This window comes from Saccharibacillus endophyticus (assembly GCF_013185185.1).
Taxonomy (GTDB): Bacteria; Bacillota; Bacilli; order Paenibacillales; family Paenibacillaceae; genus Saccharibacillus; species Saccharibacillus endophyticus.
Genome location: NZ_JAAZWE010000007.1, coordinates 92,509 through 107,342 on the forward strand (window position 1 = coordinate 92,509; position 14,834 = coordinate 107,342).

A 14,834-nucleotide genomic window follows, 5' to 3' on the forward strand; every position below is an offset into this window, starting at 1 on the left:
GAAGGAGGGAGAACATGCATAAAAAGTGGCTGTACCGGTTGATTTTGTCGTATCTGCCGATCCTGTTCGCGGTCGTATCGTGCTTGGTGATCGTGTTTTTTATGACGCTGGGCGAAACGGTGCGCAAACAGACGCTTCGGGCCAACGAAATTTACGCGCAAAACGTGGTCCAGGTGGTGGACACGTCGCTGCGCGGCATCGAAACGCCGACGATCAAAGGATTGCTGCTGAACGATCGGGTCGGCGCTTTTTTCCAGGAATCCGAATCGTCCACGCCTTACCGCGATTACGGAGTCACCGAAGCGCTGCTCGATTTCATGTCTCCCCTGCCCATGATCGACTCCGTTTACGTGTACCGCCGAGCCGACGGCAAAGTGCTGATGCAGTCGTTCTCATCGTCGCTGCCGTCGTTCGGAGACCAGGCTTTTATCGAAAAAAGCTTGGCCGAACCGACGGCTCCGGCGTGGAGCGGGCTGCGGCAGATGCGGTTGTTCCCGGGCGACCGCGATCCGAGAGCCGTCGTGTCGCTCAGCAAGCAGGTCCCTTACTTTTCCGGGGAGCAGGGACTGATCGTCGTCAACGTGCGCAAAGAATCGATCCAGTCGATGATCGGGGAGATGAGCCGCGAAAACGCCGACGTTTGCATCAAAGACGAAGCCGGCGGCATCATCGGAGGTTCGCGGCAAAGCTGTTCGGACGAAGGCGGTCGCGAAAAAATCTCGCTCGTTTCTCCGTATACCGGCTGGAACGTGGAGATCCGGTTGGCGGGAGTCGGGGCGTTTTCGCTGCTGTCGGCGTTCTCCGGTCTATGGACGCTGCTCGGCTTCGCCGCGATCGTCGGAGGCATCGCCGCCATGACGTATATCAGCCACCGCCATTACCGGCCGCTCGGCCAGGTCATGAACCGGATCGCCGCCTTGGCGGAGCAGCATCGGGAGCGCGGCATCTCGACGCCGGGGCGCAGCGACGACGAGTTCGCGTTCATCGAACGGTCGTTGGAAAAGCTGATCGAGCAGGCCAACGATTATGAACGGCAGCAGGCGGAAGGACTGCCTTACCGCCGCGCGTACGTGTTCAAGGAATTGCTGGAAGGCAGCCGCGAACGGCCGCCGGAAGAATGGGACCGCGAAGCGTCGAGTCTCGGGATGGCCGGCGAATTCGAGGGCAGCCTGGTCGGCGTCGCCGAGATCGACGCTTACGCTTCGCTGTCGGCGGAGCATACGCCGCGCGATCTGGCGCTGTTCAAATTCATGCTGCGCAGCGTCATTCAGGAGATCGCAGACGAATGCGGCGAGCCGCTGTGGACGGAATGGATCGGGCCGGACAGATTGGGACTGCTTTACCGCGGGCGTCCCGGCGCGGAGCGTTACGCCGATCCGACGCGCTTTGCGGCGATGGCGCGGCAGGCGGGCGGCTGGTTGAAGCAGAACGCCAAATTCACCGCGACGTTCGGCTTCGGCGGCATGTCGGAGGATTTGACGGGCATTTCCGCTTCGTACCGCAAAGCTTTGGCCGCGCTGGACCGCAAAGTGGCGGAAGGACCGGGTGCGGCGTACGTGTTCGGCCGCGCGGGAGAAGGAACGGCCGGAGGAGGCATGGACGAGCTCGTGCAGACGGTGCGCGAAGCGGCGCTGGCGTTCCGGCTCGGCAGCGGCGAATGGGAAGGACTGGTCGAGCGTTTTTTCGCGCTGATGTCGGCGGACGCTTGTTCCAAAGAAGACGTGGTGCGCCTGCTTCGCCTGCTGCAAGCGCAATTCGGGCGGGAAATGCAGGAGCTGCCGCAGCCGATGCAGGAGATTTGGACGACCTGCGGTCTGCGCGGCATTCCGTCTTCGACGGCGGATTTCGAATGGATTGGCGAATTGAAGGGCCCGCTGTTAGACTCGCTGCGCGAAGCGGAAGGGCGTCTAAAAGAAAACCGGATGAACCGCGAGCATTACGGCCTGGCGAACCGGATGCGGGAATACGTGGCGGAGCATTACGGCGATCCCGATTTTTCGCTGACGCAGATCAGCGAAGCATTCGACGGGAACGCCAAAACGATCAGCCGGATTTTCAAGGAAGAGCTCGGCGAAAAGTTCGTCGATTACCTCGCCCGGCTGCGGATGGAAGAAGCCAAACGTCTGTTGGTCGAGAGTGACGAATCGGTGCAAGATATCGCGGAAAAAATCGGCTATCTGTATCCGATGTCGTTCATCCGCGTGTTCAAAAAGCTCGAAGGCGCAACGCCGGGCGAATACCGCAAAGAACGGCAAACCGAAAGCGCGGCACGCAAACGCGAAGGTTGAAAGGGGCCTGACATGAAGCGATGGATGTATCGGGGGTGGAGCGATGACGCCGCAAAGGCGCAAGCTTTTTTTCGGGCGTTCGGCCAAGGCGAAAAAAGCCGCGAAACGAAACGGAAGATGGCAGGCACGGGCGTCGCGCGTATCAGCTTGTTCGAAGGAAGCGGACATTGGTTTTTGTACGCGGAAACGGAGATTGCGAACGAACGGGCAGGCATTCCGTTCGAAGCGTTTTTTCCCGGCCTGCCGTCCGTGCTTGCGGGGTGGCCGGGCGAACGGGAGAGCAGAACGTGCGTGCCGATGAGCGATATTTTCCACTATCGTCGCGATGCGGACAGCCGTTCGTGGCGAAGAACGCGGCAGACGGAAAGTTACGGGCGTCTCGCGCGGCTCAGACCGGACAAGATATCGAGCTACGTGTTTTACCATTATCAATATCAGGAAGAAAAACCGGGGGACGGGGACAAATACGGCATCATCGGACTGCATGAACAATGGCTGTTTTTTTACGCCGAGCGGCCCGCGACCCTCGAAGCGGCGCCGTACGAAGGAACGCTGAACACGCGCCGCACGCCGGAAGATTGGGGAACCGTCATGCGGCCGCACTTTATTCCGTGGACGGAAGCTGAGGAAAACGAAGACGTTTGGCTGAATCTCGAGCGGGTGCTGGAGATCGGGGCTGCTCAGGAAGAAGGGGAGTGAACGGATGACGCGGAAAACGGAACGCGCGATGCAGGAATATGCAGCCGTGCCGGGAAAAAGCGCGGAAAAGAAAGGATTTCGAAGCAAGCTGTGCCTGAACGGGCTGTGGGATTTCATGCCGCTCTACGATCGGTCGCAGGAGTTGTCGCTGCCGGAATCGGTCGCGTACGAAAAACGAAAAGTGAGCGTGCCGTCGAGCTGGCGGGGCGCGTACGAGTCGCGTCCCGGCTATGCGTTCGGACGGATCGAGGCGTACGGCTACGAATTGTTCGCTCCGTACGGTTATCCGAAGGAGTGGGACCGGGCGGAAGCGGGACTGCTGCGCCGCAGCTTCGTCGTGCCGGCGGACTGGACGGACCGGCGCATCCTGCTGAGACTGGACGGGGTGATGCAGCAGGCGGCGGTCTACGTGAACGGGGAGCAAATCGCGGTATGGCGCGACGGCTACCTGCCGCTTCGGCTCGATCTGACCGCCCGCCTGCGTCCCGGGGAGACATGCGAACTTCAGGTAGTATGCGCGAATTTCGATCAAACGGCGATTCCGTCCGGCGCCGTCAAAGTGACCGGGCTGACCGGATCGTGGTTCGGCTATCTGGCGCGGGGCTTATGGCAGGACGTCTGGCTGGAAAGCGTTCCGCATACCGCGCTGGAATCGGTGTCGGTGCGGACTTCCGTCCGCGAAAGCCGATTGGAAATCGAGGCCTTGATCGGCGCAAGCGCGCAACGGACCCCGAGCGGCGATTGGTCCGTCAGGCTGAACGTGCGCCGGGCGGATCGGCCGGGCGAAGCGCCGGTGCTGACCGCGGAAGTCCGACCGGGATCGCTGGAGGAAGCGGAAAAAGTCACGGAACCGGGAAAAGAGCCGGCGCGACGTTCGTCGGACGATCGCGGCATCGGCCCCCACGACCCTTCGCTGGCCGCCGGAGGAAGCGGCGGCGAAGGTAAGAGCGGTCTGCGTTTATGCGAAAACGAAACGCGTCCGCCGCTCGGCACTGCGCGGTTCCGGTCGGAATGGACGGACGCGGAGCTGTGGAGTCCGGATTCTCCGGTGTTGTACGAAGCGGAATTGGAGCTGTTGGACGGCGGGATCGCGGTCGATGCGATTACGGAACGGTTCGGGTTTCGCGAATTTTGGACCGACGGTCCGGAATTCGTGCTGAACGGCATTCCGATCCGTCTGCGCGGGGATTCGTGGCATTTTCAAGGGGCGACGCAGCAAACGGAAGATTACGTGCGGACTTGGTACGCGATGTGCCGCGAAGCCGGCGTGAACTGCATCCGTCTCCATGCGGAGCCGTACCCGGACTATTTTTTGCGGATCGCGGACGAAACGGGCATGCTGCTTGTCGGCGAAACGGCGATTTACGGCTCCGGCAAGTCGATGGCCGCCGATCATCCGGATTATATTCGCGGCGCGTACGAGCATGTGCGGCGTCTGGTTCGGCGCGACCGCAACCATCCTTCGGTCGTGCTGTGGAGCGTCGAAAACGAAATGCGCTGGGTCGACGGACGAGACGTGTTCAAAACGCATATTCCGGCTTTAATGGAGGAAATGCGCAGGCTCGATCCGACCCGGCCGATCGTCGCGGAAGGCGATAACCGGCTGCTCCCGAAAGCGCTGACCGAAGCGGAAAGCCGGCATTACAATATCGACGGCACGATCGCCCAATGGGACCGGAACGTTCCGCTGACGTTCGGCGAGCACGGGAGCTGGTGGTACATCTGTCCGCAGAACGCCAGCGTGTACGCGGGATTGAGCGCGTATCGGCATACGGACGAAGCGGTCAAAGGTCTGGCCGAAAAAGAGCGGCTGTTCATCGAATACGCGCGGCGTCAAGGCGTATCGGGCATCTCGACGTTCAACTTCGCACATTATTTCATGCGCGCCATGCCGGAGCGGGACATACGGCTGGAATGGGACGATCCCGCGACGCCGGGCGTCAAACCGGCTTACGTCCCGGCCTATTCGCTGACGCTGAACAACGGGCTTTTGCCGCCGGAATATCCGGCGTACAAGCCGAACCCCGCATTCGCCGTCATGCGCGAAGCGTTCCGTCCGGCGGCGCTGATCGCGGCCGAGTACGACCGCTGCTTTTTCGACGACGCGCCGATCGCGCGCAGCTTCGACGCGCATAACGACACGCAATTCGCCCGCGACGTGACCGTGGAGTTCGTCGTCGCGCAGGGCGGGCGCGAGCTGAAGCGGGAGAAGACGGAGTTCCGGCAGAGGCCGGCCGAAAACAAGTCCGTGGCGTTCCGCTGGCAGCCGGAGCCGGTTAGGGCGGATTTTGCGAAAACGAACGCCGCAAAAAGCAGGTTCGGACAAGATGCGCCGAGACCGTCGGGCGAAAACGCCGCGCGGCTGCCCGAAGAAACGGCAGATCTGACGGCGGTGCTTTATCACGACGGGCTCAAGGTGCATGAAATCCGCAAAACGTACCGTTTGTTTTCCGGCGAACTCAAAAGCGCGCCGCTGCGTTTGCGGAGTTCCTGCGTTTATGTCGGCAAAGAACGCGATTACGCTCTTTTGCAGCGGCTGCTTCCCGACTGTCGCCGGATCGCTGCGCGCGGGATCGGCAAACAAGACGCCGCGTCGCTGCTTATCGTCGGAAGCTTGATCCGGGACGAAGACGGGGGAATCGAGCGCGGGATCAAAACGTTCGCCGCGAAAGGAGGACGCGTGCTGCTGCTGGAGCAGGATTCGTTTTCGATCGGCCGTTTGGCGCTGAGCCGCCGCGATTTCATCCGCGCCCATGCCGCGAGTTACGATCATCCGATTCTGGACGGATTCGGCGACGAAGATTTTATGTTCTGGGAGCCGGAGCTTCGCGAGGAGGGACCGTTGCCGATCGCCGCCGCCGCTTACGAGAAGCCGGCGGCGGGCGATTGCCTCCTGCTGCTGGAATGCAGCGCCGGCGACTTCGGCGACGGCGGCGATTTGTGGACGCCGCTGCTGGAGTATCGCGGAGGCGGCGGGTACCTGCTCGCGAACCAGCTCGGGATGATGAGCCGGTTCGAGCGCGTACCTCAGGCATGCGTGCTGCTGCGCCGGCTTTTGGAGCACGCGGACCGCGCGGCCGCCGCCATGCCCGCGGCTCCGCGGCCGCATGGCGGAGCCGCAGGCAGCGCCGCTGCGGTGCGCTTCTCGGGCGCGCCGGACGGCGTCGGCGCGCGTCTGCTTGCGGCGCTGCGACTACCGTATCGACCGTCGCGCGTCAACGGGGAGGCGGCGAACGCGTCGTCGGCATCCGCGCAGCCTGCGGCCGAAGATCGTTCCGGCGCGACTGCCGCCGACCCCGTATTTTCCGCTTCGCCCGAAGCATCGCCTGCGCCTTCTGACGTTTCCGCTTTATCCGGCATGCTGCTGATCGAGCCGGACGGGCTGCTGCGATCCGGCGCTTCGGAAGCCGCCCGCGCCTTCGCCGAAGCCGGCGGCACGGTATTCGTGCTGCCGTGCTTGCCGAAGCACGGCGAAGCGCTGGCGCGTTTGCTCGGCTGCCGCATCCGGATCGCGGCCCACGAAGCGTACCAGCTTGCAGCGGATTACGCCGATCCGCTTGCTTCAGGCTTAAGCCCGGCCGACCTGTTCGGTCTGGACAAAGTGCATCATTCGCCGCGCGACGTCGAAAATCTGCCGCTCGGGCTGCACCGGATCGAGGCCGCCGGCGGTCGTCCGATCTGCGTCAGCGTCGAAGGCACGGCCTGGAAAGACTATTTCGTGCACAAGCACACGGCCGAGTACAGCCGTCTGGCGTTGGTCGAGCTGAACCGCGAACGCGCCCGGCCGCCGGGAGCGTTCGTCGTCGAGGTTCCGGTCGGAAAGGGTCGGATCGTTTGCTCGCAGATCGTGCTTCGTCCCGAGCTGGACAAAAACGTTCGCGTTTACGCACGCCTGCTCGCCAATGTGGGCGCGACGTTCGACGACGGTCTGTGGAGAAGCGTCAAAAGCGACGCCCAACATGCGATCGAAGCCATGATGGCGCTACCGTGCGAGCCGTATCAGGACGAACAGGCGATGCGCGCTTATTATACCGATCCCGACTTTTCGCTCAATAATCTGGGCGAAGGGCTATACGGCTGGATGAAGAAAAAAGAACGAAGCGCCGAAGACGGAACGATGCGGATCGCGGATTCGGCCGGCGGATTATGGTTTTTAAGCGTTTTTATCGAGATTCCGATGCATGGGAGCGGCGGTTCCGCGGCGCGCCCGGTCCGTTTCCGCGTGTCCGGCAGCGCCGTATCGGTGCAGCTGTGGCTGAACGGCAAGCCGCTGGAAGATCCGCTTTTCGCTTCGAGGCTTAAGCCCGGTCTGAATCGCCTGATCGCGATCGCGCGCGGCGGTCGCGAAGACATCCGGCTCGGCGTGTTCGCCGAGCATGCGGACGGCAGGCCGATGAACGATCTGCGCTTCCGGATGACCATCGACGAAGTAACGCCGAAATAAGCGAACGACGACGATCGAAAAATAACGAATAACGAACCGGCTGTCTGCTATGCACGCAAGTGCCGCCGCGCAAAGGAGCGAAACTTATCATGAATTCCTATTCCGGCCCGCAAGACTCGGGCCTTCTGCCGGGCACGGCTTCAGAGCCGGGTTCCGACGGCGCTTATGCCTTTCTCGACGAGGCAAGGGAGGTCGAGTTTTACCGACGCGACCTGCCGACGCCGTGGATGAATTACCTGTCCAACGGCACGTTCCACACGATGCTGTCGCATGCCGGAGGCGGCGTCGCTTTTTACAAATCGCCGCAGATCTGGCGCATCACGCGTTACCGCTTTTTCCATTTGCCGACCGACCGTTCCGGGCCTTACCTCTATATTCAGGATACCGATCCGAACGCCGACCCGGACGGGTACTGGTGCCCGACGAACGAGCCGTCGCTGACGCGCCCCGAGACATGGAAAAGCGCGCACGGAATGGGTTATACCCGGTTCGAAGCTTCGCGGCAAGGCGTGTCCGCGCGTACCGTTTATTTCGTCGGACCGTACGAAAACTCGCTGATTTGGAATTTGACGCTGACCAACGCAGGTCCGGAAACCAAAAAGCTGAACGTCTACGCTTACGCCGAGTTCGGCATGATGGAGTTCATGCGCGAACTGCAATGGCAGTGCTATAACAAGCACCAGGTGTCGGTGACGCATGCCCAAGGCGACGTGCTGCTGTACCGGTACGGCGTCGAAAATCAGCCTAAACCGGAGGAGACGCCGCTGGTCTATTTCGCGTCGGACACGCCGCTGACCGGCTACGACGGCGACCGCGACGCGTTTATCGGCAGCTACCGCAGCGAGTCGAATCCGCAGGCGATCGAGCGCGGCGGCTGCACCGGCTCCGCGCTGCTCGGCGGCGATCCGTGCGGCGCGCTTCAAATGACGGTGACGCTGGCGCCGGGCGAGACGCGCGAGATCAACGTGTTTCTCGGAACGGCCTCCGACGAAGCGGAAGCGCTTCTCGCCGTGGAACGTTCCCGGCAGCCGGGCTTCGTCGAACGCTCTTTCGCGGGATTGGGCCGGTATTGGGACGATTATCTGGGGGCTTGGAACTGCGAGCTGCCGGACGCCGAAGCGCAGCGGATGCTGAATGTCTGGAATCCGTATCAATCGCAGCGCAATTTTTTGTTTTCCCGGAATATTTCGTTTTACGCGACGGGCACGTTCCGGGGCGTCGGCTTTCGCGATACGGCGCAGGATGTTTTGGCCGTCGCGCCGCATGATCCCGAAGCCGCGGCGGACAAGCTGCGTTTGCTGCTTGGGCAGCAGTATCGGGACGGGCACGTGAACCATTATTTTTTCCCGCACGAAGGTTGGGACCCGGTCACCAGTATCCATTCGGACGACCATCTATGGACGGCGCTCGCGGTATGGGCGTTGATCGCGGAAAACGGAAACGCCGGCTTTTTGCATGAGAAGCTTCCGTATTACGACGGCGGCGAAGGCAGCGTGTACGAGCATCTTCGGCGGGCGATCGATTATACCGAAAACCATCTGGGGAGAAACGGCTTCCCGCTGATGCTGCGTTCCGATTGGAACGACCAGTTGTTCCGCGTCTGCCGCGAAGGCAAAGGCGAAAGCATTTGGACGGCGATGCAGTTCGGGACGGCGCTACTCAAAATGGCCGATTTGGCGATGCTCGCCGGCAGCGGCGAAGACGTCGAACGTTACCGCAAGCTGTACGACGATCAGAAAAAGCGGGTGAACGGGGCGGGATGGGACGGCAGATGGTTCCGGCGCGCGGTCATGGACGACGGGCGTTTTCTGGGAACGGACGAGCACGATCAGGCCAAATTATGGCTGAACGCGCAGACGTGGGCGGTATTGTCGGGCATGGCGGACGAGAAAAAAGGCCTTTCGGCGATGAACAGCGTGCGCGATATGCTGGATACGGAGCTGGGCATCAAAAAGCTGCATCCGCCGATTACCGATTTTCCCAATCCCGCCGATCCGCTGACCGATTACAATCCGGGCACGGGCGAAAACGGAGCCGTATTCTGCCACGCCAACACTTGGGCGATCATCGCGGAGTGCATGCTGGGCCGGGGCGATCTGGCGTACAAATATTACCGCCAACTGATCCCGAGCGTCGCGATGGACCGGGCCGGCATCGAACGCTATCGGGCCGAACCGTACGTGTACGCGTCGAATTTGTTCGGTCCCGATTCCGATAAATTCGGTCTGGCGAACGTGTCGTGGCTGACCGGCACCGCCGCCTGGATGTATGTCGCCGCCACGCAGCATATTTTGGGCGTGCGCGCGACGTTGGAAGGACTGCTGATCGATCCGTGCGTTCCGAAGGAATGGGAAAGATTTACCGTATCTCGAACGTTCCGGGACTGCCGCTACGAGATCCGGGTAAGCAATGAAAGCGGCGAAGGGCGGGGTGTCAAAGAAGTGCGCGTGAACGGGGAAAAGATCGAAGGAAGCGTGCTGCCGATATGCAAAGAACGCGCCGCGGTCGTCGAAGTGCGGCTGTAGTTCCGTTCATCCCCAAAAACGATCAAAAAAGCGCCGCGCGGATGCGGCGCTTTTCGGCGTTTTGATCGACCGACGAAATGCGCGGAACGGTTATCTTCTGCGCAACAACACGAACTGCCCGACAAACCCGACCGCCGCAATCGCGAGGCTTAACCAATACGGAACCGTGACTACCGGCAGTACACGCTGAAGCAGCAGTCCCGCAATGCCGATCGCGATCAGCACCGCAAGCGAAGCCCCGATGCCGCGCAGGTTGAATTTCGGCGGGGCCGGAACGCCTTCTTCCGGATCGCGCCGGGTAAGCCGCATCAACACTTCAACCAAAGCGATAGCGCCCAGTACCACGATCAGCAGCATGCCCAGGCTCACGGTCTCGGCATCCTTCATGAACAAAGCGAACAGGCCGAGGATCAAAAACGTCCAGCTCAACGCGACCCAGGGAGCCAGCAGATAGAGGCGGACGGTTTGCGAGGCTTTGCGCTGCGGCAATCCTTCGATCGCGGTGTCCGCAAAAGCGATCGGGTTCTCGCCGAACAGCTTGACCGCCGTTTGCCCGCGCTGCTGCGCCGTCAGCAGTTGCTGTCCGCGCGCAAGCAGCCACTCTTCGCCGCTTTCCTCCCGAACACGGCTCGACCGGACGCGAACAATGACTTCATCGAAGTAGTTGGCGTTCTTTTTGCTCAATTGATCGCGGATCTTGTTGATCTCGCGGATTTTTTTTCTGACACTCAAACTCAACATCCCCTTATTTCCGTCAAAATAAAAAAACTCAATCCGCCGCGTGTCCCGACTCGTCCGTCTCCCACGATTGCGATTGGAAAGCGAGAAACAGTCCGATCCAACGATCGTCTTCGGCAAAATGGATCAGAACGGCTCCGTCCCGAAATATGCCGTTGTCGCCGTGAAAAGGACGGGCATTGCCCTGATTCATATGAATATTATGCAAGCCGCGACCCGGACGGAATCCGAAATAATAGTCCGGCGTCTCGGCCTCCGGTCCCCAAGCGTCCCCGAATACATAGAAGTCGCTCTCGGCAAGAACGGCAGCATCGACGAGCGCCACGATTTTTTCGTTCAGATCGTTGTCCGGTCCGGGAAGGCTTGCAGGCAAAGGAACCAGATCTTCTTTGCGGAACAGCGGACGACGGATAAAATCCAGCCCGCGTACCGGAAGCTCATGCTCGATCGGAGTGAATCCTCCGGGCAGTGCTTTCAACGCTTCGTTCCCTTCGGGCGCGCAAGGTCCGATCCGGTAGAGCAGCTCGGACGGGTAAGACTTGGACTTGATATTGATCGACGCCCGGTAAGGGGTTCCGCGATCGTCTTGCAGGCAGATGTGAAAATGCGGCTGGCTGCCGAACCCGTGAATATAACGGATCGCCCGGGCTTTCAGCACGCCGTAACGATAATGGCTCAATGGCTTTTCCTCCCGAGCATTCGTGCTTTTCGCGTACACCCTTTAGCATATCGCAATCCCGAAAGGCGGTCTACGGGGGGACGGAGCATCCGGATTTCTTTCTAAAACCATGCAATGAACTCGGAATTGACAAAGTAGTCTCGCCGACGTAAGATAAGAGTAATTCATACTAATTAACTAGGGATTAAAAACCAGGGAGGCTGCTGCCATGGAACGCCAGATTCTGATCCGCCACGACAAGCACGATTTGACCGCTACGATTCACTATCCGACATCGGGAGACTGTGAAGGGCGTCTTCCGCTGACGGTTATTTGCCACGGGTTCGTGGGCAGTCGGGTCGGCGTGGATCGGCTCTTCGTGACGACGGCTCGCGAGCTGGCTGCCGACGGTCAACTGGTTGTCCGTTTCGATTATATAGGCTGCGGGGAAAGCGACGGCGTCTACGGCGAAGAAGGCATCGAGTCGATGATCCTTCAGACGCGGACCGTGCTCGATTACGCGATGACCTGCGCGGACATCGATCCGAGCCGCGTGACGCTGATCGGACACAGCCTCGGCGGAGCGGTCGCGCTGTTGACCGCCGTCCGCGATCGCCGGGTGAAAAGCCTGGCGCTGTGGTCGGCGGTCGGGTATCCGTTCAACGATATCGTGAAAATTACGGGGCGCGAGCGCTACGACGAATCGGTTCGGACAGGCAGCGCCGATTTTCTGGGTTATTCGTTCACGCCGGGATTCTTCGAATCGCTCGGCGCGTTCCAACCGTTCCAGGAAGCCGGGAAGTTTTACGGGGATGTGCTGGTCGTGCACGGAACGTCGGATGACGTCATTCCGGTCGATTACGCTTTCCTGTACCAGAAGCTGTTCTGGACGCGCGAAGATTCCCGCTGCGACAAGGAGATCATTTTCCAGGCGAACCATACGTATTCGTCCGGTCCGCACCGCCGCCAACTGCTCGATATCACGAAGCGCTGGCTTCAAGATCGTCATAAGAACGAGATCGATTGGCAACACTGGACGATTTAATATATCGTGCAGCATTGCCAAGGCTATTGGCAACACTGGACGATAAATTTGCGGAAAACAAATGGATATCCGCAATTATTTTTGCCGACGACTAATAAAGGTGCTCCGCATTCTCGCGTTTCCTCGCACGTCGGCTCTACACGGTTGAACCTTCGCGCCCCGCCGTCTGCCCTTGCTAACCCGGCTGCTTGCAAAGCTTCCGGGTTTTTTGCTTTTTTCTGTTCGATCCGCGCTCTATTTAAGGTTCATTTCATGAACGGACTGTAAAGTGAAATCAGGGCTTAAAGAGTTCCGGAACTCGAAAATAAGACCGAACAGCAGCATAAACGCGATTTTTGTTAAAAATAGTCGATATTCATGTAAAAACAGTGTGAAAATCGGCATAAGTTTTCTTTAATCCCTTACATCGTTGTGATAAAATGATGGAGGTCGTAGAAGCGACTTCAAAGCCTTGCCCATTTTTGGTTTTGAAAATTTGAAAAGGGGTTTTAAAATGCGTGCAAAAAAGAAGGATATTTTCTTTCAAACACTCGAAGACATGGCGGACACGATCGTACAAGCCGCGGACTACTTTTCCAAGCATGTAGCGGATCTGAAGGACGTTAATGTCTTTGTCAAAGATATGAAAGATTACGAATCCAAATGTGACGGATTTACGCATACCATCATTACCGAGCTTAATAAGACGTTCATCACCCCGCTGGAGCGAGACGACATCCTGAAGCTGGCAACCACGCTTGACGATGTATTGGACGGACTGGAAGCTACGGCTTCGCGTTTTTACATGTACAACCTGGGCCAGCCGGACCAATATATGATTCAGTTCGGCGAAATTCTGCGCGAGTCGGCTTATGAGATTCAGAAAGCGATCCATCTGTTGTCTCAAAAGAAATTGCTGGCGATCCGCGAGTACACGATCCGCCTGAACGATCTGGAGAATCAAGGCGATCAGCTGCTGCGTACTTCTATCACGGAACTGTTTGCGACGGTAAGCGACCCGATCGAATTGATCAAACGCAAAGAAATTTACGAGCGTCTCGAGACGACGACCGACAACTGCGAAGATGTTGCCGATATTCTGGAAACCATCATTATGAGCAACTCCTAAGCGGAGCCTGCCATTTTAGGGCTAAAGGAGGTCAGGACCGCTTTTTCCGGAATAGGGCTTTCGCGCGGGGGCATTGTCCATCGATCGGCGGCGATTTCGTAAAAAGACAGCGGCACGGCATTCGCAAAGACTGCGGATGCAGCGAGGCCGTCTTTCTTCGTGCGGTCAAAATACTATGGAAACAACTTTTATCGTCCTTGCGGTGGTCGTTTTTCTTGCACTCGCATTCGACTTCATTAACGGATTTCACGATACGGCCAACGCGATTGCGATGTCCGTATCCACTCGCGCACTGAAGCCTCGTACCGCCATCTTGCTTGCGGCAGGCATGAACTTCCTCGGCGCGATCACGTTTACGGGCGTTGCCAAGACGATCGGGGGAAGCATCGCGGACCCCACCAAGCTGGATAACGGGATCGAGATCGTCATCGCTACATTGATCGCGGCCATTATCTGGAACTTGGCGACCTGGTGGTTCGGCATTCCGTCTTCTTCTTCACACGCCATGATCGGTGCGCTTGCAGGTGCCGTCTTCGTCGGCGCAGGCGCGGACAGCGTGAATTGGGAAGGGTTCCTCGAAATCGTCGAAGCCTTGATATTCTCGCCGTTGATCGCGTTCGTCGTCGGTTACATCATTATGATGGTTCTCAAATGGACACTCGGAAGGCGCAGCCCGCATACGGTGAACAAAGGCTTCCGCTCGATGCAGATTTTGACGGCGGCGCTTCAATCGTTCGCCCACGGTACCAACGATGCGCAAAAAGCGATGGGCATCATGACGTTCGCGCTGATCTCGGCCGACCAGTGGAGCTCGCTCGAGCCTCCGCTGTGGGTCAAACTCGCCGCCGCTACGGCGATGGCGCTCGGGACTTCGGTAGGCGGATGGAAAATCATCAAGACGCTCGGCACGAAGATTTTCAAAATCGAGCCGATGAATGGTTTCGCGGCCGACGTATCTTCCGCTTCCGTTATCTTCACGGCAACCTTGCTGCATCTGCCGATCAGTACGACGCACGCCGCGACATCCTCGATCCTCGGCGTAGGCGCGGCCAAGCGCTTCCGTGCCGTGAAATGGGGAATGGCCGGCCGAATCGTCGTAGCTTGGTTCATTACCATTCCGATCGTTGCGGTGATGTCGGGATTGATCTTCAAGCTTCTTTTTTAGCACATATCTGCCCTTGCATAAATCGATAAAATCCAAGTCTGCCGGATGTTCCGGCGGGCTTTTTTTGGTTTGTCGCGGGACGCGAAGGGTAAGGAGCAGCAATCGGACCGACGGCTTAAGGTTCGCGATGCGTCGGCGGATTTTCGCGAAAGTGTAACATCTGC

Annotated in this window: 9 protein-coding genes; 7 read left to right on the forward strand and 2 right to left on the reverse strand. The window is 59.3% G+C overall.

What is annotated here, in order from left to right:
• Positions 1-14: 14 nt before the first annotated feature.
• The 4 genes from HRQ63_RS22225 to HRQ63_RS22240 all read left to right on the forward strand — a co-directional run bounded on the left by HRQ63_RS22225 (position 15) and on the right by HRQ63_RS22240 (position 9,956).
• On the forward strand, positions 15-2,288 hold the full coding sequence (locus HRQ63_RS22225; protein WP_172247353.1) for a helix-turn-helix transcriptional regulator: 2,274 nt from the start codon (positions 15-17) through the stop codon (positions 2,286-2,288).
• A gap of 12 nt (positions 2,289-2,300) precedes the next feature.
• Positions 2,301-2,987 (forward strand): hypothetical protein, encoded by a 687-nt coding sequence (locus HRQ63_RS22230; RefSeq protein WP_172247354.1) that lies wholly within the window; start codon positions 2,301-2,303, stop codon positions 2,985-2,987.
• A gap of 4 nt (positions 2,988-2,991) precedes the next feature.
• Complete coding sequence (locus HRQ63_RS22235; protein WP_229714141.1) at positions 2,992-7,431, forward strand: glycoside hydrolase family 2 protein; 4,440 nt, start codon at positions 2,992-2,994, stop codon at positions 7,429-7,431.
• An 89-nt stretch (positions 7,432-7,520) separates the two neighbouring features.
• The gene (locus HRQ63_RS22240) at positions 7,521-9,956 is read left to right on the forward strand and encodes a GH36-type glycosyl hydrolase domain-containing protein (RefSeq protein WP_172247355.1); all 2,436 of its coding nucleotides are present in this window, start codon (positions 7,521-7,523) and stop codon (positions 9,954-9,956) included.
• A gap of 90 nt (positions 9,957-10,046) precedes the next feature.
• Here the strand turns inward: HRQ63_RS22240 and HRQ63_RS22245 are convergent, their stop codons facing one another.
• Both HRQ63_RS22245 and HRQ63_RS22250 read right to left on the reverse strand, forming a co-directional pair.
• On the reverse strand, positions 10,047-10,688 hold the full coding sequence (locus HRQ63_RS22245; protein ID WP_172247356.1) for a DUF1129 family protein: 642 nt from the start codon (positions 10,686-10,688) through the stop codon (positions 10,047-10,049).
• A gap of 37 nt (positions 10,689-10,725) precedes the next feature.
• Complete coding sequence (locus HRQ63_RS22250) at positions 10,726-11,373, reverse strand: YukJ family protein (RefSeq protein ID WP_172247357.1); 648 nt, start codon at positions 11,371-11,373, stop codon at positions 10,726-10,728.
• A gap of 208 nt (positions 11,374-11,581) precedes the next feature.
• Between HRQ63_RS22250 and HRQ63_RS22255 the strand changes: the two genes are divergently transcribed.
• The 3 genes from HRQ63_RS22255 (at position 11,582) to HRQ63_RS22265 (ending at position 14,670) form a co-directional block, all read left to right on the forward strand.
• Positions 11,582-12,397 (forward strand): alpha/beta hydrolase, encoded by an 816-nt coding sequence (locus HRQ63_RS22255; protein ID WP_172247358.1) that lies wholly within the window; start codon positions 11,582-11,584, stop codon positions 12,395-12,397.
• Between the two features lie 493 nt (positions 12,398-12,890).
• The gene (locus HRQ63_RS22260; RefSeq protein ID WP_172247359.1) at positions 12,891-13,505 is read left to right on the forward strand and encodes a DUF47 domain-containing protein; all 615 of its coding nucleotides are present in this window, start codon (positions 12,891-12,893) and stop codon (positions 13,503-13,505) included.
• 175 nt (positions 13,506-13,680) lie between these two features.
• Positions 13,681-14,670 (forward strand): inorganic phosphate transporter, encoded by a 990-nt coding sequence (locus HRQ63_RS22265; protein WP_172247360.1) that lies wholly within the window; start codon positions 13,681-13,683, stop codon positions 14,668-14,670.
• The last annotated feature ends 164 nt before the right edge of the window (positions 14,671-14,834 follow it).

What these genes read in the sequence shown, in the direction of transcription:
- HRQ63_RS22260 (WP_172247359.1), top strand. Translation starts at nt 12,891, where the DNA reads ATGCGTGCAAAAAAGAAGGATATTTTCTTTCAAACACTCGAAGACATG.
- HRQ63_RS22235 (WP_229714141.1), top strand. Translation starts at nt 2,992, where the DNA reads ATGACGCGGAAAACGGAACGCGCGATGCAGGAATATGCAGCCGTGCCG.
- HRQ63_RS22230 (WP_172247354.1), top strand. Translation starts at nt 2,301, where the DNA reads ATGAAGCGATGGATGTATCGGGGGTGGAGCGATGACGCCGCAAAGGCG.
- HRQ63_RS22265 (WP_172247360.1), top strand. Translation starts at nt 13,681, where the DNA reads ATGGAAACAACTTTTATCGTCCTTGCGGTGGTCGTTTTTCTTGCACTC.
- HRQ63_RS22240 (WP_172247355.1), top strand. Translation starts at nt 7,521, where the DNA reads ATGAATTCCTATTCCGGCCCGCAAGACTCGGGCCTTCTGCCGGGCACG.
- HRQ63_RS22255 (WP_172247358.1), top strand. Translation starts at nt 11,582, where the DNA reads ATGGAACGCCAGATTCTGATCCGCCACGACAAGCACGATTTGACCGCT.
- HRQ63_RS22225 (WP_172247353.1), top strand. Translation starts at nt 15, where the DNA reads ATGCATAAAAAGTGGCTGTACCGGTTGATTTTGTCGTATCTGCCGATC.